The organism is Enterobacter cloacae complex sp. IR5450 (assembly GCF_049238665.1).
Lineage (GTDB): Bacteria > Pseudomonadota > Gammaproteobacteria > Enterobacterales > Enterobacteriaceae > Enterobacter > Enterobacter hormaechei_C.
In genome coordinates, this window is record NZ_JBMKIC010000017.1 from 15,142 (window position 1) to 38,324 (window position 23,183).

Consider the following 23,183-nt stretch of genomic DNA (forward strand, 5'->3'; position numbering starts at 1 on the left):
CTCCTTTAAAAACGGGAATGTCTATGATCCGCAGTATGACCGCCTACGCCCGGCGTGAAATCAAGGGTAGCTGGGGTAGCGCTACCTGGGAAATGCGCTCGGTAAACCAGCGCTATCTGGAAACGTATTTCCGTATGCCGGAACAGTTCCGCAGCCTGGAGCCTGTGGTGCGTGAGCGTATCCGTACGCGTTTGACCCGCGGGAAAGTGGAATGTAATTTGCGTTTTGAGCCCGATGCCAGTGCACAGGGCGAACTGATCCTGAACGAAAAGTTGGCAAAACAGCTGGTTAATGCGGCGAACTGGGTCAAAATGCAAAGCGATGAAGGCGAGATCAACCCGGTTGATATTCTGCGCTGGCCTGGCGTGATGGCCGCCGGAGAGCAGGATCTGGACGCGATTACCGCTGAGATCCTGGCTGCACTCGACGGCACGCTGGACGACTTTATCGTTGCCCGCGAAACCGAAGGCCAGGCGCTGAAAGCGATGATTGAGCAACGCCTTGAGGGCGTGAGCGCCGAAGTCGCTAAAGTGCGCGCTCATATGCCAGAAGTGCTGCAATGGCAGCGTGAGCGTCTTGTCGCCAAACTGGAAGAGGCGGAAGTCCAGCTGGAAAACAACCGTCTGGAACAAGAGCTGGTGCTGATGGCGCAGCGTGTGGACGTGGCTGAAGAGCTGGATCGTCTGGAAGCGCACGTTAAAGAGACCTACAACATTCTGAAGAAGAAAGAAGCGGTAGGCCGCCGTCTCGACTTTATGATGCAGGAGTTCAATCGCGAGTCGAACACGCTGGCGTCTAAGTCTATCAATGCAGAGGTAACCAATTCAGCGATTGAACTGAAGGTCCTGATTGAGCAGATGCGCGAGCAGATTCAGAACATTGAGTAATATCTCAGACGATCTCACCTTGTCTCATCCAAGCTAAGACCTCCTCTAATAGCCCGTTAATACGGGCTATATCTTTATTACCTTGTCTCATTATGTATCACTACAGCGCATGTTTAGCGTGTACTTAACTATGTACATAATGACTTTTATGGCATCATGATTATGTACACACAGCACATAAGCAGAGTCATATATGGCAAAAATGACAGACATACAAATCAAGGCATGGATCAGAGCTGACGAACGCTTCGAAGCAAGGTCAGATGGCAATGGTTTATCTCTCTGTTTTCCAAAGAAATATGCTGCTCCATTCTGGCGTTTTCGCTATCGTTTCTCTGGAAAACAGCGGGTAATGGGTATCGGTTCCTATGCTGAACTCTCACTAGCAAAAGCGCGAGAGACCGCCAAAGAACTCTCTGCACGTGTAGCATTGGGTTATGACGTTGCCGGAGAGAAGCAGGAACGGAAAGCTGACGCCCTCAAAAAAATAGAGGCTGAAAAACATGCACTTCGGGTATCCCAATTAGCCAGCGAATATTTTGAACGCCAGATACTTAAACGCTGGAAGCACCCCGACATACTGCGCCGCCGAATCGAAAAAGATATAAATCCAAACATAGGCAACCTGCGAATAGAGGACGTTCGCCCCTATCATATTGATGATATGTTGCAAAAGATCCTTCAACGAGGTGCGCCTACCGTTGCCAATGACGTCCTCAGATGGACTCGACGGATCTTTGATTATGGAATCAAGCGGCACATGCTGGCTGCTAATCCAGCAAGTGCATTTGACATCTCTGATGCCGGAGGACAAGAACAAAGCCGTGAACGCTGGTTAAGTCGAGAAGAGCTGGTACAGCTTTTTCAGGTAATGCCTTTGACCAAAGGATTTTCCCGTCAAAATGAACTAACTATGAAGCTCATTTTAGCCCTATGCTGCCGTAAGATGGAATTGTGTGGTGCCAGATGGTCAGAATTTGATCTGGATGAAGGCATCTGGCATTTGCCTGCTGAGCGCGTTAAAAACGGCGATGGTATTGATATCCCGCTGGCGGTACCCGTTGTTGGCTGGATTAAAGAATTAAAAATCATGTCCGGCAACAGTGAATGGGTTCTCCCAGCAAGAAAAATGCAACACCGCATGATTCCTCATATTCAGGAAAGTACATTACCAGTAGCGTTGGCTAAAATAAGATCAAATATGCCAGATGTGCCAAATTTCACGATTCATGATTTTCGGCGAACAGCCCGCTCCCATTTAGCTGCGCTGGGGGTAGATCCGGTGATAGCAGAACGCTGCTTAAATCATAAAATCAAAGGTGTTGAAGGTATATATAATCGCTATCAATACTTTGAAGAACGTAAGAAAGCTTTGACTGTATGGGCTGAGCTACTTACAACATTGGAAAAGGGTAATAATTACAACGTAGAACCAATAAGAAAAGAAATAGCTTAATATTGTAAGCTATTAATATTTACTTTAGCCTGATTAGTTTCAGGCTAAAGTAATCTTTCATTTATTATAGGTGCCGTTAATAGAACCTATAGATGTTACACTACAGTGTTTATCACAATCCTTCGAGATAACCTGCATGGCACCATTATCTAATTCACTTATCAACACAACACACATGCTTGACTGGTCACTATAAACCCAACGGTTACGTTGCCCTTTACGTGCATCAATAAGAGTTAATTCACCTCCTATTTCACATACTCCCGATGTAGTGCCAAGTGAAGAATTAATACTGAAGGCGGTGTGATTTTTGCTCTGATACAAAGAGAGTGTTCCATTTATTTTTTTAAAATCACTCGCTTTGGCTGAAAAACACAAAATCATCAGTGGTAGAGCCGTCAAAAGTTTCATATCTGCATCTATATATAAGATTAATATTTAACACCATTCTTATTAAATACAACAAAAGCGACTGAATAATATGAATTAAATACTAGCCCTTCCTCTTCTATATTCTCAGCCGCAATAAGTCCTTTTTCATTTATAACCCCCTTCAAGAAAAACTCATTATCCTCTTGATAAAGTGCAAATCCTGTTGCAGGACGCCCAGCAAGTTTTACTTTGAAGCCTATATAATTATCATACTTAACAACTTTGACTGACTGAAGATTTGGAAGGTCGTAAAAAACAGAGATAAACTGTTTCAGAGTCGAGAAAAATAAAAAGTTATCATTCAAGCTTGCGCGAACATAAACATTAGAGTTGAGATGATTATCTGTAAGTCCCAGGTGTGAGATTTCATCACTGTATTTTTCAGATAAGTATTTTAATACATCATTATTTGTCACTCCATCTTGCTGAGTTGACACTGAACTTACAGCCTCTTGTAAATGTATTTTATTCGAAGAGGAGTAGACAATATTACAAGAAAAAAACAACGAGATACTTAATATTTTAGCGATAGATGAATTGTTCATATTACCTCTCAATTATCAAAGATTCTTAGAAAAATTTATTGCTTGCTAGTGTTAATGAAGCCAAACCAAATTTCAGTTAAGTTCCTTTTATGGAAGCTGAATGATAGAAAAATGGACTTCCTTGAAGCCTAACCATCCATAAAGGAGTAAAAATCAATTTATAATCCATTATCGATATTCATGCAAGAGTAAAACACCCGCAAAATGTCTTTTATAGACATATACGTTGGAAACAAGGCGGGAAAATGGCGAAGCTTGCATCCGAAGTCACTGATAAGATGGTTGGTCAGCGTATCCAGATGCGCAGAAAGGAACTTGGTATGACTGCACAGCAATTAGCCGAGTATGCGGATATTTCACAGCAACAGCTTTCACGTTATGAAAGAGGAGCCAATAAAATTAATGTCGCACATCTTGTAAATATTGCCATAAAAATGAATACGCCAATTGGTTGGTTTTTCATTGATTGCTTTGATGAGAACTCCTCAGGTAATAACGAACAACCAGAATTTGTTCCAGTGAAAGATGTAGACCTAAAGAATAGATTTGAACAAATTTGGCCTCGTTTAACACATGAACAACGCAGGGTTCTAATCATGTTCCTAGATGAATACAAATAATTAATCTATCTTTCAAGAAGCTTTTTAGACATAAATATGTTTATGCCATGAAATCTCCTTATTTTAATTACATAACATCTATATCATTTCGAGTTAATTGATTAAAAATCACTCCTTAAAAACCAATCTAATGTAGTAAAAATAGTCATTCTTTTTATCATAGTATTCGCTGAGAGCAGCCCAAAAAGGCTGTTCTCAAGATCTACCAAGCTCACCTATTTTGCTCAGTAGGTGCGAAACTTTGCACATGGAAATCTGAAATTTTCCGCCGCTGAACTTTTGTTTTAAAACCCAGAAATTCCGAAACTTTTCGGCGTTTGAAACTTTCGAAAGTTTCAAACGCCTCAAAAAACAATAAAAACCAATAAATTCAATATGTTACAAATTTCCCACTCATTCAATCTACAAAACTGTAAATCGTAGAGGTATCAATCCGATGCGCTTTCTTGTGGATTCAAATGATGCCGAATCAACGTCTAATCAAGGTGAAAACTGTTCTGGAACTATGCGCAATTTCTCGTGCAACGCTCTACCGTCTAATCGAAGCAAATGCATTTCCTCGGCAAGTCAGCCTGACCGGAGCACGCGCAGTTGCATGGCGAGAAGAGGAGATTTTGGAGTGGATAACAAGTCGTCAGAAAGTGGATTCAATGTAGTGTAATCATTTCAGAGTTCAAATAGCTTTATCTGATTTCCCCTCTAATAGCACGCTATATACCACCTATATAGAACCTATGTATTTAGGTACATTCAAAGCCATAACCCATTTATAAAGGAAATATCCTATATGGAGACCTACATGTTTTTAAACGTCAAGAACATAGAAACAAGACCATCTATTAATGCAGGAAATAGTTATCACAGGCATGAATTGAAGATAAGAATAGACAAAGCTACTCTTGTTAGTAGTTTTTCTAACAAGAAGGAGAAAATTAAAATACACTCAGCACTCAGAAACTGTAATAAATCCCCAAACAATAAATACGTCATCACTCATACAAAACTAAAGGAAGGCCATCCGTACAAGAAAGCAATCAGCATTTTAAGCAGAGAAAAGATCCCAAGTATGCTATTGCATATCGCCTATTCCCCTGTAAATAATAACACTGGAAGTATAAGATTTGATTTTAGACCACAACATGTTAATGACGATGAATTTAAAGATCTTATAAATTGGATGGAATTACAATTTGGAAAAGCGATTATTAAAGCCATAAGAAGATCTTGGATTACACAAATAGATGTGGCATTGGATATTTATGATTGTAAGCTGCAAGATTATTTGTGGTCGCTAAAATATGCAGAAGTATCAGAATACTTTCATCATAAAAATGGATTGCCTGGCCTGAGACTGGGAAGCATAAGGTCTAAAAAGAATATATTATGTTATGAAAAAATATATATCGAAAGGAAGGAATTTTGTTCTTTGCAATCCGAAAATGGATTAGTGATAGTTAAAAATAAAAATCACAGGCATCTATTAAGAATTGAGGCTCGCGTTAAGCCTAATATCGTTTTAAAACATAAAAAATCAAAAGCACTTTCACTAAAAGAAGTATCTTCTATGGAGAACCCATTCTTACGTTTAAAAATATATAGCAACAAGATGCAAGAAAATCTTATTAAAAAAAACTACCTTCTTTATAAATTAAAGACTAATAATGTCATGGTTATCAAGAATAAAATGAAAAAAAGATCAACACTCTCTCGGCATTCTCTTGCGGTAATCGAGAAAAACGAAATTGATTTGATTGACCGAGATAAAGTATGGGAAAAATGGAAACTATGTATTAGTCGATTAGAGTATTTAATACGAGATTATTAATTTATATTAGATCGGAATTGTTCTGGAAGGTTTTGTAGGCTGAGTAAAACTAATATTACGGATGCTTATAAAATGAATTGCACGGTTTGCCGGGATAAATACAGCTTTTTCGGACCGAATAGCACTGTACTGTAGCGTACGAAATGCGGTGGGAAAAAATTTAACTGCACATGGAAGGATATTCGGAAGGTGAACATTCCAGCATATACAGATACGCTGGAAATGCGTAACCATCTGCATCAAAGGTATGAGAGTTGTACTTTCTATGATTATGTTGCCAGCAACAGCGGAGTGTGCCGTACTGGATCACGATGGTGTTGTCAGTCTGAGCAAGCTATCCAATGATAACTAGAAACAACCATTCCTGCTCATTTTTCTGAAAAATAGAGCATGTTCACCCCAATCCTAGGCTCATAATGGGTATCTTTTTATCGCGTCTTTCACGTAAAATTGTCATCCTGAGCATAGTTTAACCCTGAGTTAAAGAAAACATGAAACAAGATACAATCATTCAAAAAATTTGGAGTTTATGTAACATACTGAGAGGTGATGGAATTACCTATTACCAGTATGTATCCGAACTTAGCTATCTGTTGTTTCTTAAGATTGCTCAGGAAAATGGTTCAGAAAAACTGATACCTAAAGGCTACCGATGGGCCGATCTAGAGTCCCATGAAGAAGAAGGATTACTAGGATTCTATCAAGAGATGCTCACCCATTTGGGCGCAAATGTTGAAAATGAGATAATAAAAGCGATTTACGCATTTCCTACAACTGTTTTCTCCCATTCAGAAAATTTAAAAGCTGTCATAGACGGTATTTCAAAAATAGAGTGGCACGAAATTGGAAAAGATGGATTCGGTGACTTATACAGCGGTTTAATTGATAAGAGCGCCCAGGATACTCGTTCTGGAGCAGGACAATACTTCACTCCACGCTCTCTAGTTAATACTATAGTGCGATTGGTACAGCCAAATCTTGGGGAGTTAATTCAAGATCCCGCAACGGGTAGTGGTGGCTTCCTAGTTGCTGCTGACAGCTATATTCGAAGTAAATACCCAAGAGAAAAATACCAAATAAACCCTCCTAAATATCAAGGAGTGGAAATAGAGAAAAATACTCGTCGAATTTGCTTGATGAATGCATTTTTACATAACTTAGATGCAGATATTATTTATGGTGATGCACTAACTGATGATGCAACAGCGTTGGATAAGGCTCATATTATCATAGCCAATCCCCCCTTTGGCAATAAAGCTGGAAGCCAACGTCCTTTGCGCGACGATATTCCATTCCCAAATACAAATAAACAAATCGCTTTTTTACAGCATATTTATCTGGGATTGAGAGCTGGAGGTCGCGCTGCTGTAGTATTACCGGATAATGTACTATTTGAATCTGGTATCGGTACCGATGTTCGCCGAGACTTAATGAATAAGTGCAACCTACATACTATTTTGCGCTTGCCTACCGGTATCTTTTACGCCCAAGGTGTTAAAACCAATGTGTTGTTTTTTACTAAAGGTTCCTCCAAAGACAAAAACCAAACAGAAAAGTGCACTGAGAATATCTGGGTGTACGATTTGCGTACTAATATGCCTAGTTTTGGTAAACGCAAGCCATTTGGTAACCCTGACATTGGCTTTGCGCCAGAAGATTTCGGCACAGATCCACATCTTGGTGCGTTCGAGCTAGTGTTTGGTGAAAAACCTGATGGCACTAGCAAGCGTACTGAAGGCGAATATAGCTTCGGCGCGCAAGAGATTGATGTAGACAAAGAGGCTGTAGGTGAAAATCTGGATATTAATGAACAAATTGCTCATTCTCGCTGGCGCTGCTTTAGCCGTGAGTGGATTGCAAATACTAAAGATGACTCACTGGATATCTCTTGGTTGAAAGATAAAGACAGCCTCGACACCAACAACTTACAAGAACCAACCGTATTGGTAATGGAAGCGAAAGAAGAATTAGAGGCAGCGTTAAATAAGCTGGATAACTTGCTTGCTGCATTGGAAAGGGCTGAGTAATGGCAATATCTTTTCCGAATGAATGGGTGTCTACGAAATTAGGAATCGTCGTTGAGATTCTTGATTCAATGCGAATTCCTGTTAATAACAGTGAGCGTAGCGCACGAGTTAAAGGTAAGCTAGCAGGTGACCTTTTCCCATATTATGGCGCTACTGGAGAGGTCGGGAAAATTGATGGCTACATCTTTGATGAAGAATTGGTCGCACTAGGTGAGGATGGTGTTCCATTTTTCGACCATCAAAAAAATAAAGCATATTTGCTTACAGGAAAAACGTGGGTAAATAATCACGCTCATGTTTTAAAAGGCTGGCCAAACGGTTTAAATAATAGATTTCTTCTTCATTATTTAAACCAATTTGACTATCAAGGTTATGTTAATGGTGGAACTCGTTTAAAACTTACGCAGGCTAATATGCGGAAGATACCCGTTCCGCTCCCTCCGCTAGCCGAACAAAAAGTAATCGCCGATAAACTCGAAACCCTACTGGCACAGGTGGAAACCATAAAAGCCCACCTAGAATGCATCCCTGATATCCTAAAAACCTTCCGCCAATCAGTTCTCACTGCCGCTATAAGCGGGAGTTTGACGGAGGAATGGCGAGAATTAAATAAACAAAGCCTTAGTATGTGGAAACATGGGATTCTCGGTGATTTTATTGAAAAACCAACGTACGGTTCATCAGCTAAATCTCAGCCTGAAGGCCTTGTGCCTGTATTAAGGATGGGTAATTTACAAGATGGAAAGATAGATTGGAAAAACTTAGCGTATACATCTGACCCAGAGGAAATAAAAAAATATAAACTATCCGCTGGTGATGTACTTTTTAATCGTACAAATAGCCCCGAGTTAGTTGGTAAAACCTCGATTTTTAGGGGAGAAAGGGAAGCTGTATATGCTGGATATTTAATCCGAATCATATGCAAAGAGAATTTGAATCCTGAGTTTTTGAATTATATTTTGAATAGCCAAGATGCTAGGGACTATTGTTATCAAGTAAAGTCTGACGGCGTAAGTCAGTCAAATATCAATGCTCAAAAAATTAAAGCATATAGAATCAGCGTGCCAACAATACGAGAGCAAATTGAAATCGTCTGCCGCATTGAAGAGTTTTTCGCGTTTGCAGATAGCATCAATGAAAAAACTAGCGCCGCATTAAAACGAGTAAATAGTCTCACTCAATCTATTCTGACTAAAGCCTTTCGCGGTGAACTCACTGCTGACTGGCGTGTCGCCAACCCAGAGTTGATCTGCGGCGACAACAGCGCTAAAGCCTTGCTTGAAAAAATTCAGGCACAACGTGAAAATAATGAGAGACAACCTAAGCCAAAACGTTCCACTATAAAAAGGAAAACAGGCAGTCGTATGAGCAAACAGATCATCAAAGTGGTTGAAGCTTTAGAACAAGCTGAAGGAGCACTTAGTGGCCAGCAACTGTTAGCGGCTGCTGGCTACCCCGCTGACAGCAGCACCGAGCAGCTGGAACAGTTCTTTCTTGATATTCGTTACGCTCTTGCCATTGAAAAGTCTATTGTAAAGCTTGAGCGCGGCGATGACAATCAAGACTGGTTTGCCTTGGCTAAGCCCCCAATGAAAAAAGCAAAGAACTAAGGACAGTCCATGAAGGTCGACAAACTGCATATTCGTTCACGCTTTAAAAACCTTGAAAATGTGAAAGTGGACTTTGACGAAGACCACCTGATGACAGTAGTGGTGGGCCGTAATGGTTCCGGTAAATCCAATGTTCTAGAAGCCTTAGTGGCTATATTTCGCAACCTCGACCTAGGTGAAGCCCCACCTTTTTCTTACGAGCTGATTTATCGCCTAGGTGAGCGCCATAAGCCTAACCAACCCAGTGAGAGGTGGCTGGAAATAACTATTGATGCCGATCCAGACCGCGGCACTCTGGCAAAGCAATACGAAATACATGTACGCGATCTTTTAAGTGATGGCGTATCAAAGGACATATTTAATGAGAGGCCTTCAAGCATCATTGTTCCGTTTTCAAAAGTTAAGCGGGATAAAAGCGGTAAAGCGCCATATCTGCCTAACTATGTTTTTGCGTATTATTCAGGCCCAAGTGATCGGCTTGAAAACCATTTCAAAAAGCACCGTACGGATTTTTATCGTAAGTTGCTAGAAGATGAGTTAGATCTAAAAGGCGACATTCGGCCGTTATTTTATGCCAAGCCTCATCACAGTCAATTCGTATTACTTGCCTTTTTCTTATCAGAACATGACAGTGCAGATAAGGCATTTTTGCGAGAGCATTTAGGCATTGAAGAACTGGACAGCATTCATTTTGTAATGCGCCAACCGGGGTGGGCCAAGAAAAAAGAAGAACTATTTTGGGGTGCTTATGGCGTCGTGCGCCGCTTTCTTGATGAGCTCATAAAACACAGCCTATCCCCAGTAAAAGTAACACGAAAAGAAGATATCTCGTTGACTGGAAAAGATATTCGAAATGAATTCTTCCATTTATTTTTACCGAGCGTAAATGCATTACGTGAATTCGCTAAAGAGCTTAGTGCCGATGAGTTGTTTAAAATGCTCGAGAGTACTCTGCTGTCGGAAATTATCTCTGAAGTCAGTATACGTGTAAAAATATCCAGCAGCAAAGAACCTCTCACTTTTCGTGAACTCAGCGAAGGTGAACAGCAACTCTTAACCGTATTGGGTCTACTTAAGTTCACCGGTGGTAAAGATTCCTTGTTTTTACTCGACGAACCTGATACCCATCTTAATCCATCATGGGCTGTTAAATATCTTAAGTTCCTGCGTGAATTTGTACCCAATCATGAAACCAGCCATCTACTCATGGTCACACACCACCCTTTGGCTATTGCTGAACTGAAAAAACAGCAAGTACAAGTCATGTGGCGTGACGATGAATATAAGGTTCACTCACAAGAACCTTATATAGACCCTCGTGGTGCTGGCTTCATGGCTACGCTTACTGAAATTTTTGGTTTAAATACAACACTGGATTTAGAGACCCAGAAGTTATTGGACCATAGGAACGAACTAGCCCACATCGGAGACAGAACTGAAGCTCAGAACAATCAATTAGATCTTCTTAATGATGAGTTAAACAGACTTGGGTTTTCATTTGAAAACAGGGACCCGTTATACAGTGAGTTTCTTTTAGCTTGGCAAGACCTGAGATACAGTGATAGACCTCTACTAACCCCAGATAGAGCCGCTCACAGACGGGCCGCTATGAAAAAGGTAATTGAATCGCTTCAGGCGAAGAAGGCTAGCGAATGATTTTCATCAAACGAGACGCTGCGCTTATTCCAGCAAAGATACTAAACGTTGCTCAACGCGCGCAAGTTGCTTTAGAAGAACTACCCGCTGACCAGAGGAAAGACTTCATCAAGAAGAAGTCTCATATTTGGAGAGGCTTTTCAAAATATCTAGCCAAAATGTCTTATGGGAAGTGCTGGTATTCTGAGGCTAAAGATGCAGGTGCAAACTTTGATGTAGATCATTTCAGACCTAAAGCTGAAGCAAAAAGGACAGAAGATTTAGTCGATGCAGAAGGTTATGCATGGCTTGCATTTGATTGGAAAAACTTTCGACTTTCCGCTCAAAATTGTAACCGCTTGAACACGGATGAATCAGGTTACACGGTAGGCAAAGGCAGCTGGTTCCCGCTGCTGAACGGTAGCCCTAAAGCAAACTGGGATAACCGTTGTACCAACGATGAAATGGTTACTCTAATAGACCCTGTAGTTCAAGCTGACCTCATTTATATAGATTATGACGACAATGGTAGATTTACTTCGAGTAGGCACTGTATTGGGCAAGCAGCCTTAAGAATTGAGCAGTCTGGTGTTATTTATGGTCTTAATTTTGAGAAAATGCGTGAAGCACGATTTCAAGTCATGAGAGAAGCAAAAGAGCTTCTCGAAACTATTCAGCAAAGTGTTGAGGACTTAGATCCATTGGGTGATGAAGCACCGATGAGAACCATTGAGCGCCAAATAGAACAACTCAAAACCAAAACACGAGCCGATGCACCATTCAGCCGCGCAGTGAGAGCCCAGCTTATAAAACTTGGGGCAGAAGATTACTTAATCGATAGAAGTTTGGATGCAGCCTGAGCTTAGCACCAAATTTAGGAGACTCAGTGGGCATTTTCACCAAACTCGTTAAATACTTTCGATCCCTGTGTACTTAAGCGCGTACTTAAATAAAAGAAACAAAAATAAAAACACAATAAAATCAACGGTGACAAGTGCACATTCAACATTCAGATCCAATCGAGTAATTCCTTTCAGGGTGGTATTGCCTCGCATACCACCCATTACTTTTTCTAATCCTTTCTTAGCCCTACTTCCTTTCTATCCCGCCTTATATCAAGCCTGCCTGGCATGCGTTGATAATTTTCTGTAGGGCAAACTCCCTCACCTTAGAAAATCTCAATCGTGATCTTCCGCACAAATCGCTAATCTCCTTCTCTTCATTCCGGAGGGTTTATGCTGCTTCACATTCTTTATCTTATTGGCATTACCGCAGAAGCCATGACCGGCGCGCTCGCTGCCGGACGTCGCCGTATGGACACCTTCGGCGTGATTATCATTGCCACAGCCACCGCGCTCGGCGGCGGGTCCGTACGCGATATCCTGCTTGGCCATTATCCGCTCGGCTGGGTAAAAAACCCTGAGTACGTCATTATCGTGGCAACGGCAGCCGTGCTAACCACGATTGTGGCCCCGGTGATGCCTCATCTGCGCCGCGTGTTCCTGGTGCTGGATGCGCTTGGGCTGATTGTTTTTTCCATCATTGGCGCACAAATCGCTCTCGATATGGGTGAAGGCCCGGTTATCGCCACCATTGCTGCCGTGATCACGGGCGTGTTTGGCGGGGTGCTGCGGGATATGTTCTGCAAACGTATCCCGCTGGTTTTCCAGAAGGAACTGTATGCCGGCATCTCCTTTGCCGCGGCAGTGCTTTATGTCGCCTTGCAGCACTATGTCACCAGCCACGATGTGGTGGTTATCTCCACCCTGCTGTTTGGCTTCACCGCGCGTATGCTGGCATTGCGCCTTAAGCTGGGCCTGCCCGTTTTTCATTACAAACACAATGCGCATTAATGTCAGAACGGGCAGGCGCCGGATAATCAGTTACTCGAGTAGTTGTAACCGTAGTGATGATAGCCGTAGCCGTAAGCGTTGCTTGCCCGCTTAACGACGCCGTTGAGAATCACCCCTTTGGTATTGACGCCACTCTGCTCCAGACGCTGTACACAGACCAGCATCTCCTTCACGCTGTTCATCCCGAAGCGGGCGACCAGCAGCGTGGTGCCTGCGCGACGGCCGACAACCGCCGCGTCGGTGACCGCCAGGATCGGTGGCGTATCGATAATCACCAGATCGTAGCGTTCATTCGCCCAGTCCAGCAGCTGCTGGAAACGCGTATGCATCAGAAGCTCCGCCGGATTAGGAGGGATCTGCCCGCGCACGATGGTATCGAACCCGCCTTTATCGAAGGTCTGAACGCCCTGGGTATACTCCGCCTTACCGGACAACATCTCCGACAAGCCGCAGGTATTGTCGAGCTTAAACAGATCATGGGCATACCCGCGACGCATATCCGCATCAATATAGAGCACTTTCTGGCCCGCCTGCGCCACGACGGCCGCCAGGGTACTGCTGACAAAGGTTTTACCGCTGTCAGGCGTGGCGCCAGAGATCATCAGTATATTGTTCGCTGACTCCATCATCGCGAAATGCAGGCTGGTGCGCAGGCCGCGAATCGCCTCCACGGAGAGATCGACCGGATTATCCGCCGCCAGGAAGGGGATATGTTTGGTCTTATGGCGCAGCCCTGGGGACATAAAGTCTTTTTTACGCAAACGCATCTTTTTAGCCAGCCATTCTGACAGCGGTACGGTGGCATAGACGTTAATCCCGTGCTCCTCCAGCTGCTCCGGCGTTTCAATGCCCATACGCAGCATACTGCGCGCCAGGATCCAGCCCGCAGAGACGAACAGACCCAGGAGAACCCCCAGAACGACGACCAGCGCTTTTTTCGGCTTGACTGGCTGCGGCCGGGTCACGGCCGGATCGATAATGCGGACGTTACCAATTGCGCTCGACCGGGCGATGCTCAGCTCCTGTTCGCGGTTAAGCAGCTGCTGGTAGATAACGCGTCCCGACTCCACATCACGGCTCAGGCGCAACACCTCCTGCTGGGTTGACGGCATGGACGATACCCGTTTATTCAGGCGGTTTTTTTCCTGCTCCAGCGTCTGCCGTTTCTCAATCAGCGCCCGGTAGGTGGGGTGATCTTTTTTGTAGAGCTGCGAAATTTCCGCTTCCCGGAAGGTCAGTTCATTGAGCTGATTGTCCGCATTTACAATCTGCTCCAGCACCGCTTTTGCCTCCAGGTTCAGGTCAACGGAGTCGTTTTGCTGGCGATAGCGGTTGAGCTTCTCCTCGGCCTGGTCCAGCTCGCTGCGCACCTGCGGAAGCTGCTGCTTCAAAAATTGCAGGCTTTTCGCATCCTGCGCCGCCTGGCGAGCCACGTTCTGTTGTAAATAGTTGTCGGCGATGCAATTAAGCACGCGAGCCATCTCATCGGGATCTTCTCCCGTGATGGTCAGGCCAAGCATCCCGCTGTCCTTGCTGCGCTCGCTCACGGAAAAACGCAGCTGTAGCGCGTCAATGGCCTCCAGCTCACTCTGCTGTGTAATCGTAAATTGCGTACCCGGCTTCGCCTGGATATCGGCAATGGTAATGGCGATATTCGCCGCGCTCAGGGGTTGTCCCACAACGCCCTGTAACGTCACATTATCGCCTTCCAGCTGATAGTGGCCCTTCTCGCCGACGGTCAGCGTCAGCTTTTGCGCCCGGCCCGCGACAGGGGGAAGATTGAGCATACGGATATCGACGATGCCAGGCTGTTGGCCGGTGAGCCGCGCCCAGCCGCGTCCGACAAGGGGAAAATAGTTTTCACTTACCTGCGTGCGCAGGTTCAGGTCATCAATCGTTTTACCGAGGATCATGCGCGACTGGAGAAGCTGAAGCTCCGGTGCCGACTCCGGCGAGGAGTCAGGGATGAACTCGCTAAGGTTACTGAGTAGCGCGTTGCCCTGCTTCTGTTCCACCTGTATCAGCGCATCGGCCTGATAAACCGGTGTGGCAAAGAGCGGATAAAGCAGGGCCACCAGCGTGAACAGCGCGGTAAGGATGAGAATAAATTTTCGGTGGTCGAGCAGCTCACCCAACAGGCGCACAAGATCGATCTCGTTATTCGCGGCAGACGCATCATGGGCGTGAAGGTTATTAGTTGACATAAAACGTAACTATCCCGTGTGATTAACTGAGCCGTTTCGCCCATTCCAGACTGGCCTGCTCCAGCAGCCCATAAACATATTCAAATGCGTCCCGGTTTTTACGGTAGGGGTCCGGGATCTCTTTTCTGCCCGTCCAGTGACCAAAGAGCATCATTTTGCCGCGCGCCTCCGGTGCGATAGCCGTGACCTGCTCGATATGTTCCAGCTCCATCGCCAGAATCAGATCGTAGTCGCGCACCATGGCGGGGGTGAGCCTGCGCGCCACGTGGCCCTCAAGCAGAGTGCCGCGTTCGGCGGCGATCTCTGTCGCCTGTAAATCGGCGGTGCGCCCTTCCAGGCCACACGTTCCCGCTGAATCGACCCGGGCAGCGGGAAGCAGCCGGCGCAGCAGCCGTTCCCCAATGGGAGAGCGGCAGATATTGCCGGTACAGATCACCAGGATGGCGTTAAACGTTAGTTTGGCCATGTTCTGATATATCTCCCTGTTTCAGTCAGGTCATGTACGCCGGTAATGGTCGGCACAAGCTGAGAGATCACGCGGTTCCAGCGCACCAGCGGCGCGGTGGTGACATAGACGATGTCGTAAGGCTCAAGCTGAAATTCGGTGCTCAACACCATCGCGGTGGCATCCCGGGCGTTAAGCTGGTAGACGTTGGCGATTTTGCCGTTCTGCTTGCCCTGCAACGGACGAATCACAAAGATTCCGGTGGCGTCGGCCATATCCTGATTCACGCCCTGTGCATTACCCAGCGCTTCCGCCAGCGTCATGCCGCTACGGTCCATCTTCAGGGTGCTCTGTTTACCCACCTCGCCCATGACAAACACTTTCAGGTCGTCATTACGGGGAATGAAGAGAATATCGCCCGGATAGAGGAGTTTGTTCTGGGTGAGATCGCCGCGCTGCATCAGCGCGTAGAGCGAAATGTGCGTGTCCTGGCCGTTGTGGGTCAGCACCACATGGCGCCAGTCCGCCTCAGATGTCAGGCCGCCAGCCGCATTGATCGCATCCATTATCGTCAGCGGAATGTTGGTGATGGGCTGCTGGCCCGACTTAGCCACTTCGCCCGTCACGTAGGCTTTTTGCGAGCGGAATGCCGCGACGCTGACATCCACCTGCGGGCTCTCAATCACCGAATCCAGCCGGGCGGCGATCTCATCGCGCACCTGGGCCAGCGTTTTGCCGACGACGCGGATTTTGCCGATATAGGGGTAGAAGATCGTGCCATCGGCATTCACCCAGTTGCCCGTATCGCTGGCGCTGCGGTACTGACCTGCGGGGGTGGTCAGCTCCGGGTGGTCCCAGACGGTAACCATCAGCACGTCGCCGACGCCGATGCAATATTGGTAGTTCTGAAGCTGGCGATCCAGTTCAGGATTCGCGCGGGAGTCGACTTTGCCAGGCAGCAACTGCTCCACCAGCCCCGGCGTGAGGGGATAGACGTTGACCATCTTATTCAGATCGTAATTGCTGTCAGGCAGATCGATCATATCTTTGCCCTGGGTGCTAAGTCCCTGGCCCGGTACGATAGTACAACCGCTTAACGCCATCATAGCCAACGCCAGCACGGAAAATTTAACGTTTTTCATTCAGGAAAATCATCTGGTTAAGTAATGCCTGTTTCATCCGGTACTACTGCCCTACCGGGGTTTCGCGTTCTGACGTCATGTCATAGAGCTGATATTTACGGCCTAACATCTGGCCGCCATCACGCGTGAGAGGCGTCCAAGAGACCACCGCCCGGTTGCGATTTGGGCCGATCGTCATCAGATCAAGCGGGATCGAGATGTAGAAGCCTTTGCTAAAGCCACCTTCGCCATAATCCTCTTTCGAGACGTTGGTCAGCGCCGCCCAGACGCCTACCGTCACGCCGCTGTCGAATCGCTTCGCGACGTCGAGGGTGGCGCCTTTATCCTTCGCCAGGTACTGCCCGACGCTCAGCTTCATTAGCACACTGTTGAGCTTCGCCGGGTTCCAGTAGGCGGTGATAAATCCGGTTGGCACGCTGTAGTCGGTGAAGCGCATCATGTCGTCCCAGTCGCGCTGCTTGACGTAATTCGCATCCACGCCCAGCGCCCAGCCGCTATCCAGCGGGCGCCAGAGCGCCTCTGCTCCCACGCCGCCGTACATGGTTTCGAGGTAGCCGCCATAAATCTGGGCATAGAAGCCGTTCCCCAGCGCATCGACATAGTTGGCTTGTAAGTTGTTGATGTAGACGTCATTGCTGACATAATCGCGAATATGGGTTCTGACGCGCGGCAGGCTGGAGTCAGCGGGAAGTAGCGAGGATTTGAACTTGTCGTAGTTGTTATAGAGGTTGGCGAACACGCCGCCGTCGAGCAGCAGACGATCGGTCAGCCAGTAGCTGGCGCTGGCCATCACCCCCACCTGGAACATATAGAAATCTTCCGGACCGCCCAGCGACTGCGCCAGCGTCGGTTTAACGCTGTAGCTGAAGCGATCGGCGCGAATACGGTAGCCACGCCCGAATGCTGTGGTATCCACAGGCTCGACGCGCTGCTGCCTGAGCGCCTCCTCCTGGCCGAGCGGCTGCCCCGCCAACTGTTTGCGCAGGCTGGCGACATCGGTTTGCGTCGTGACGAGCGGCAGATGATCACGCTGCTGGGTGATAGCGATCGTGTCGACCCCGTCGGGCAGGTTATTGATCAGAATACGGTTGGCACGATCCACCGCTTCGCGCGGATCGCGATAGCGATACTGTTCGCCGGTCATGTATAAGGTATTGCCGTGCTGAAGGATCTCCGGCGCATCGAAGCCTGCGTTGTACTTAAGCGCGGTGAGCTGGTTCGCCGCAGAGGTATAGTCCAGCGTCTCGCCTGCCGGTGCCGGTTGCCAGGCCGGTTTCGGGTTATCACGCAACGCGGGGCGCAGGTCGTTAAAGTTGGTCCGCAGGGTGAAGCCAAACATCAGCGTATTGCCGCGCTCGTAGCTGAGGTTGAGATCGGCCCAGTCGGCAACGCGATAGACCGCCCCCACGTTAATATGGCTCGACTGCTTAATGGAGCCGGCAAAATCATCGGCATAATTGTTGCCGTCATACTCAAGCTTCAGGCGCAGGGGCTGCCAGGGCGTCTGATACTGGAGGCCGCCAAACAGAGACGCCGGACCACGAAACATATCGCTAAAGCTGATATCTCCGGCATCATGCGACTCGCCGCGGGTGCAATACTTATTGTTGTCATGGCAAAGCGGGTTACCCACGTTGTCGCTATTACCGGGATATCCCCAGGCTATTCCAAAGGTAAAATCGACCGGTCCGGCCATTTTACTGGCAACCAGATATTCACCATCGAACAGGCCGGTGCCTGCAATATCACGCTTGCCGAGCGCCACCTGCGGCAGGCTATAGTCCTCTTCCCACAGACGAACTTTAAAGTCGAACGACTTATCCTTGTAGCTTTGATCGCCGCTGAAATCCTCGTCGCTGCTGTATTTACGGGTGCGGACGTCGGTATAGCGAATTGTCCCTTCCAGCCACGGGAAGAGCACGACCGAAGAGGAGTAAAAACGGTACTGGTTGTTATCGCGGTAGTTGACGCTGAATTCCCCTTCCCGGCCAAAGCGCGCGTCGGGCATTTGCATCAGGCCGGTGCCGCCAAAATCGGACTGTGACGGTCCGGTCGGATCGGGCCAGGTACGCAGCTCCGCGTGGCAGGCAGAAGAGATCGCCAGAGCAAGGCCGCTCAGTAAAAAAAGTTTGTTCATCAGTCAGGTATCCGCCGCGTCAGGAGCGCAACGATTTGCTCATTCAGACCGGTAAAATCGTCCGGTACCGCCCGGGGATCAAACCCCACCCACAGAACAGCGCCCGGCTCTGCTTCAATATGGCGTGCGTTCCAGTACGCCACCGGCGCAACAACCGTACTGCCGTCAGGATCGATAACGGTTACGTTATTCCTGTCGGCGCCGGCCAGCCGCAACTGCCCCTGTAAGTAGTCCCGGATGCTTGCGCCCGGTCGCCAGGCCCGTTTCCCCGGCGTGACGACCGCCCCCATCAGCGTGACGGTACGGGGCGCAGGAGAGAGCCACAGATCGTAACGGCCCTCAAGGGAGCGATCGCCGCGGGCGTCGGTACGCACGGCATCTGGGTCGAGGCTGACAAACTGCCGCCCGACGATCCGCAGGGAGCGGATCTGTGCAGCGACAGCGCGAATGGTCGCGATCCGCTCGTCATCGGCGCGATTCTGCCAGGCTGAAAGCGACGCCAGCACCTGCTGTTGCGTCTGTTGCGCGCGCAGCGTGGCGGAAGGGGTTGCGATGACAGCCCCCTGCCACCAGACGTTGTTCAGCTGCGGCTGGGTGACCAGCCGGGAGAGCGTATCAGCCGGTTCAGCAGACCACGTTTTGCCCGGCTGATGCACGGTAACGACACTTGCGCATAAGGCGGACAGGCTGAAGAGAGATAGCCCTACGCCAGGTATCCATTTTCTGAGTCTGTTCATGGGGCGGGCTTCAACATCGTCATGGCGACAGGGAATACGCCCGCGCCGAGCATCTGTTCGCTCTGGCGTACCTGGCCGGTAGCGGAATCAATCCAGAAGGTGTTATGCCAGCGACGATCGAGGCCGTCGGCCTGCACCGCCTCCTGCCAGACCTGACAACGTAGCGTGTTTCCGGCAAGGGTCAGGTTTTCCGTCCCGCTCAGGGAGAAGCGCGAGGTCAGGTGTGCGGAGCGATACCGCCCCTCTTCCTGCCAGCGCACATCACGCGACCACTGGCTGCCGTCGCGGAGCTGCGGCGTGTGGCGCAGCGGATCGTGCTCAAGATTGGTTACCTCAAGCAGGTTATAAGGAAGCTTGAGCGTGTGGATAAGGCGACCGTTATGCGTGACGATCATCGCATTATCCTGCGATAACCATTTACTGTTTCCCTGTTCGATGTATCCGAGAACCACCAGGATCCTCGGGCCATTATCCAGTCGCAGGTACATGGTTGAGTATGGGAGCGCCTGAATCTGCCCGTCCGTTACCGTCACATCCTGGCGCCCGTCCAGACTGGCGTTAAAGGTCTCAATAATGCTCTGCTGGCTCGGCGTACACCCCTGGATCAGCAGAGTCATGATGAGCAGAATAAACAGTCTCACCAGAAATCCTTGATTAAATAACATTGAAATCAATTAAATACCCGGCTTTGATATCGACGCCGGGTCAAGTCGTTGCGCTGTTCAGCGCAAGGTTATATCGCCTTGCGCACCAGCCTTAGCGGGTAACTGTCGTCGTGGAAGTACCATTGCTTGAGTCATCGCCACTGTCGCTTGCCGCGACAACGGCTAACGTCGCTACGCCGGCAATCGCAGCGGTGGTGACAACAGCGGTTGTCCCAATCGCCCCTGCCGCCAGTCCCCCCGTAGTGCCAGCGGTAGTTCCCACCGTTGCTCCGGTTGTTGTTCCGGTTGTTGCTGCGCTGGTGCTACCTGCTTCGGTGGTAGCGCCTATAGCAGGCAAGGCAGTCGCCAGCGTGAGTGCCGTCAGCACTGTACAAAGCGTCCTTTTCATTTTTGGTCCTCATTCAAATGAAGGAAAATATGAGCACCTGGAAACCAGGTCCCGGTTAACGGGCATAAAGCCCGGGGCTGAATTCCGGCCCGACAGGGACGGAAAATCATCCATGTAAAAGCCCTGGGCTCTGAACACCAGCGCATATAAACCGCCAGGATATATTTCGGTACCCTTAATTGCTTCAATTGGAGTTCAGATAGTTAACTCCCTCACGGGGTGCAAAAAGAAAGGAAAACGCAGAAGTGATGCAAAATGCACCCCAGCGGTAACTACCTTAAAAATTTTGGATAAGATAATTCTTATAATAATTTAACGCAATGATTTCCGGCAGAATAAATATGACCAATTGTTAACCAGAAAAACTCAAAATATTATTAATTAAAAATTTAACCAACTGATATTAAAAGAAAAACCACGTCAAGCACACAGACTACATCACCTATAACGCCTTCATTACCGGCTAGTGTTCTCGATTAATAATGATTGAAATCAATTAAACCAACCTCTCGAGAAAAATAAAAACACAAGCAGAGCAAACCCTGAAATCAGGATCGGGAATAATATTTCCTCAAAATATATTTATCATGAATAATTCATTTATATTCATAATTATTGCGTATATAAACCGCGTCTCATAAATACGCTATTTCACGGCAGCGAAAATGTTTTCCTCCCTCGCCAGTCTGTTCAGGAGCTCACGCAGATTAATATCCACCGATGTGCTCTGCGGCCAGCCACTTTGCCAGGGCATCAATCTGAGGCTGATGCAGCCAGTTTACGATCTGGCGGGCTTTCTCCTGCCCGACACCCGGTAGCATCCGCCACTCCGCTTCGCTTCGCTGAATCAGCGCCTGCCAGGTGCGATCCCCTGCCGCCTTGAGCGTCGACCGGGCCAGCGGTATTCCCATCGCGGTGATCCAGCGGATAAAAGGACGCTCCCGCGCCATGTTAAACTGATGCCACAGCGCAGCGCCATGCGATGCCGATATCCCCGGCGTCGCGGTGAGCTGCGCCTGCGTGAGCTGTAGCCAGGAGAAGAGGTGCTCAAACCGATGCGCCTGATAGAGGGTCCGCCATCCTGATTCGCCCATACCTTCGATATCTAACGCCTGCCTGGAACTTAGCCACGTCAGCCGGGCAAAAAATTGCTCCATGCACTCCGGGGAGGCATAGAAACAGGTTAAGCCGTTATAGCGCGATGAGGGCGGCTGCGGTTTACGGCGATCCACATTGCGCCACACCACGTTATCCAGCCGGGGAATACCTTGTCCCGCCAGGCTTACCAGCACCTGATCGCCGGGGGCAATATCCAGCCTCTGCCAGCGGTTAACTGACCCTAAGCTGACGCGCTGTACGCGTTTATCGTCGAGCATCAGCGGCTCAAGCTGCGCAATCGCGGTGATCCGCCCGGTACGGCCAACGGTAAAGTGAATCGCTTTGACTTCCGTCACCTGGGCCACAGGAAGGTATTTCCATGCGACGACCCAACTTCCTTCCCCCGGCAGCCACTCCTCGCCCGGCGGCTCTGCCGAGGCGCGGACCACGATGCCATCCGTGGCGAAGGGCAACGAAGCCTTAAACCAGGCCGTCCGCTGCGCTTCCACGTCAGCCGCGTTTTTAACCGGCAGGGTATAGCGCGCCGTCAGGGTAAAACCAGCCTCCGCCAGCGCGGAAAGGCGTGCTTTCATCACTTTTGGGCCGTTCGGCCAGGCCCAGATAAAAATGCCTGTCTGCTTCAGCGCTGCGCGATCGGTCGCGCGCATCATCGCCCCCGCTACCTTCGCACGCGCGTTCATCCCCCCCATCCGCTGCTGGATATGCCCCTCGCGCAGCAGAAAAAGTTCCCCCTGCAACACGCTGTTGGCAAGCGGCCCGGCCAGTGTTTGCGGAATAGCGGGGATCATTCGCGCCTGTGCCGTCCACTCTTCCCCCTGTAAGCCGTCGCCCCGGCTGATCGCCTGCGCCAGCTTGCCGTTTTTGTAGACCAGGGTGACCGCAACACCATCCACCTTTGGCTGTACCCAGAGATCCTGCTGCGTCGCCATCCAGCGGCTAAGCGCCTGCTTGCTTTCTACTTTATGCACGCCGGTATGGGCGAAGGGATGCTTCACCGTCCCGCTGGCGGCAGGGCGATCGTCGTGCAGCGGCTCATCGTGAAAACAGCGCTGCCACTGTTTTAAGCGGCCGTTAAGCCTGTCGTAAACGTCGTCGCTCACCTCGCTGCTGCCCTGCTTCCAGTAATCTTCATTCCAGCGGGTCAGCTGCGCCTTCAGGGCCGCGATCTCCTGCCCGGCTTTAGCCGGTGACCAGACCGGGCAGATAGCCATCGCCCCGCTGCTTAAGAAGATCATCAGTATGCTTATCCATTTCACCATTATTACCCCTCCCTGTTTTGCGAAGGGTATACCCTGCCCGGGAGCCGCAGACCAGCTGCAAAAATGCATTTTACGAGCGCGCTTCAGCGCATTGTTTTTGTTGCAGCAAAAGGAAGGTAAAAGCTGAAAACGGCACGCAAAATTTAATCATCCGGGGGAAAAAGTGTGACAAAGGCTACGTCACACAGCGGCGACGT

General features: G+C 48.4%; 20 protein-coding genes. 10 read left to right on the forward strand and 10 right to left on the reverse strand.

Going from position 1 to position 23,183, the window contains the following annotated elements; all coding sequences use genetic code 11:
* Nucleotides 1-23: 23 nt before the first annotated feature.
* Both ACOTYB_RS14150 and ACOTYB_RS14155 read left to right on the forward strand, forming a co-directional pair.
* Nucleotides 24-887: a YicC/YloC family endoribonuclease gene (locus tag ACOTYB_RS14150; RefSeq protein WP_003860907.1), complete on the forward strand. Its 864-nt coding sequence runs from the start codon at nt 24-26 to the stop codon at nt 885-887.
* A 193-nt stretch (nt 888-1,080) separates the two neighbouring features.
* Nucleotides 1,081-2,343: a tyrosine-type recombinase/integrase gene (locus tag ACOTYB_RS14155; protein ID WP_232961839.1), complete on the forward strand. Its 1,263-nt coding sequence runs from the start codon at nt 1,081-1,083 to the stop codon at nt 2,341-2,343.
* 57 nt (nt 2,344-2,400) lie between these two features.
* Here the strand turns inward: ACOTYB_RS14155 and ACOTYB_RS14160 are convergent, their stop codons facing one another.
* On the reverse strand, nt 2,401-2,754 hold the full coding sequence (locus ACOTYB_RS14160) for an acyl-CoA dehydrogenase (RefSeq protein WP_232961840.1): 354 nt from the start codon (nt 2,752-2,754) through the stop codon (nt 2,401-2,403).
* A 20-nt stretch (nt 2,755-2,774) separates the two neighbouring features.
* On the reverse strand, nt 2,775-3,320 hold the full coding sequence (locus tag ACOTYB_RS14165; protein WP_232961841.1) for a hypothetical protein: 546 nt from the start codon (nt 3,318-3,320) through the stop codon (nt 2,775-2,777).
* 245 nt (nt 3,321-3,565) lie between these two features.
* Here ACOTYB_RS14165 and ACOTYB_RS14170 point away from each other — a divergent pair, with 245 nt between their 5' ends.
* The 8 genes from ACOTYB_RS14170 to ACOTYB_RS14205 all read left to right on the forward strand — a co-directional run bounded on the left by ACOTYB_RS14170 (nt 3,566) and on the right by ACOTYB_RS14205 (nt 12,890).
* Complete coding sequence (locus ACOTYB_RS14170) at nt 3,566-3,940, forward strand: helix-turn-helix domain-containing protein (protein ID WP_232961842.1); 375 nt, start codon at nt 3,566-3,568, stop codon at nt 3,938-3,940.
* 461 nt (nt 3,941-4,401) lie between these two features.
* A complete protein-coding gene (locus ACOTYB_RS14175) occupies nt 4,402-4,596 on the forward strand; it encodes a helix-turn-helix transcriptional regulator (RefSeq protein WP_232961850.1) in 195 nt (64 codons plus the stop codon).
* 143 nt (nt 4,597-4,739) lie between these two features.
* On the forward strand, nt 4,740-5,765 hold the full coding sequence (locus tag ACOTYB_RS14180) for a hypothetical protein (protein WP_232961843.1): 1,026 nt from the start codon (nt 4,740-4,742) through the stop codon (nt 5,763-5,765).
* Between the two features lie 491 nt (nt 5,766-6,256).
* Nucleotides 6,257-7,792, forward strand: a complete 1,536-nt coding sequence (locus ACOTYB_RS14185; protein WP_232961844.1) for an N-6 DNA methylase — start codon at nt 6,257-6,259, stop codon at nt 7,790-7,792.
* Complete coding sequence (locus ACOTYB_RS14190; RefSeq protein WP_232961845.1) at nt 7,792-9,402, forward strand: restriction endonuclease subunit S; 1,611 nt, start codon at nt 7,792-7,794, stop codon at nt 9,400-9,402. Before ACOTYB_RS14185 ends, ACOTYB_RS14190 begins: the two co-directional genes overlap by 1 nt.
* A gap of 9 nt (nt 9,403-9,411) precedes the next feature.
* A complete protein-coding gene (locus tag ACOTYB_RS14195) occupies nt 9,412-11,058 on the forward strand; it encodes an AAA family ATPase (RefSeq protein WP_232961846.1) in 1,647 nt (548 codons plus the stop codon).
* Complete coding sequence (locus ACOTYB_RS14200; protein WP_232961847.1) at nt 11,055-11,897, forward strand: hypothetical protein; 843 nt, start codon at nt 11,055-11,057, stop codon at nt 11,895-11,897. The genes ACOTYB_RS14195 and ACOTYB_RS14200 overlap by 4 nt, the downstream gene beginning before the upstream one ends.
* Before the next feature lie 375 nt (nt 11,898-12,272).
* Nucleotides 12,273-12,890 (forward strand): trimeric intracellular cation channel family protein, encoded by a 618-nt coding sequence (locus tag ACOTYB_RS14205; RefSeq protein ID WP_015570045.1) that lies wholly within the window; start codon nt 12,273-12,275, stop codon nt 12,888-12,890.
* A gap of 26 nt (nt 12,891-12,916) precedes the next feature.
* Here ACOTYB_RS14205 and etk read toward each other — a convergent pair whose 3' ends face one another.
* From etk to ligB, 8 genes are all read right to left on the reverse strand, one after another.
* Nucleotides 12,917-15,094, reverse strand: coding sequence for a tyrosine-protein kinase (gene etk / locus ACOTYB_RS14210; RefSeq protein ID WP_421765829.1), 2,178 nt, complete (start codon nt 15,092-15,094; stop codon nt 12,917-12,919).
* A gap of 22 nt (nt 15,095-15,116) precedes the next feature.
* Nucleotides 15,117-15,560 carry a protein-tyrosine-phosphatase gene (locus ACOTYB_RS14215; RefSeq protein ID WP_003860912.1) on the reverse strand — a complete coding sequence of 148 codons (444 nt, stop codon included), beginning with the start codon at nt 15,558-15,560 and terminating at the stop codon, nt 15,117-15,119.
* The gene (locus ACOTYB_RS14220) at nt 15,548-16,681 is read right to left on the reverse strand and encodes a polysaccharide export protein (protein WP_180241067.1); all 1,134 of its coding nucleotides are present in this window, start codon (nt 16,679-16,681) and stop codon (nt 15,548-15,550) included. The genes ACOTYB_RS14215 and ACOTYB_RS14220 overlap by 13 nt, the downstream gene beginning before the upstream one ends.
* A gap of 43 nt (nt 16,682-16,724) precedes the next feature.
* The gene (locus ACOTYB_RS14225) at nt 16,725-18,818 is read right to left on the reverse strand and encodes a YjbH domain-containing protein (RefSeq protein ID WP_072204470.1); all 2,094 of its coding nucleotides are present in this window, start codon (nt 18,816-18,818) and stop codon (nt 16,725-16,727) included.
* Nucleotides 18,818-19,555, reverse strand: a complete 738-nt coding sequence (locus ACOTYB_RS14230; protein WP_250018352.1) for a capsule biosynthesis GfcC family protein — start codon at nt 19,553-19,555, stop codon at nt 18,818-18,820. Before ACOTYB_RS14230 ends, ACOTYB_RS14225 begins: the two co-directional genes overlap by 1 nt.
* On the reverse strand, nt 19,552-20,196 hold the full coding sequence (locus ACOTYB_RS14235; RefSeq protein WP_022650141.1) for a YjbF family lipoprotein: 645 nt from the start codon (nt 20,194-20,196) through the stop codon (nt 19,552-19,554). The genes ACOTYB_RS14230 and ACOTYB_RS14235 overlap by 4 nt, the downstream gene beginning before the upstream one ends.
* 115 nt (nt 20,197-20,311) lie before the next feature.
* Nucleotides 20,312-20,608, reverse strand: coding sequence for a hypothetical protein (locus tag ACOTYB_RS14240; protein WP_022650140.1), 297 nt, complete (start codon nt 20,606-20,608; stop codon nt 20,312-20,314).
* 707 nt (nt 20,609-21,315) lie between these two features.
* Complete coding sequence (ligB, locus tag ACOTYB_RS14245; protein ID WP_220153484.1) at nt 21,316-22,986, reverse strand: NAD-dependent DNA ligase LigB; 1,671 nt, start codon at nt 22,984-22,986, stop codon at nt 21,316-21,318.
* Between the last annotated feature and the right edge of the window lie 197 nt (nt 22,987-23,183).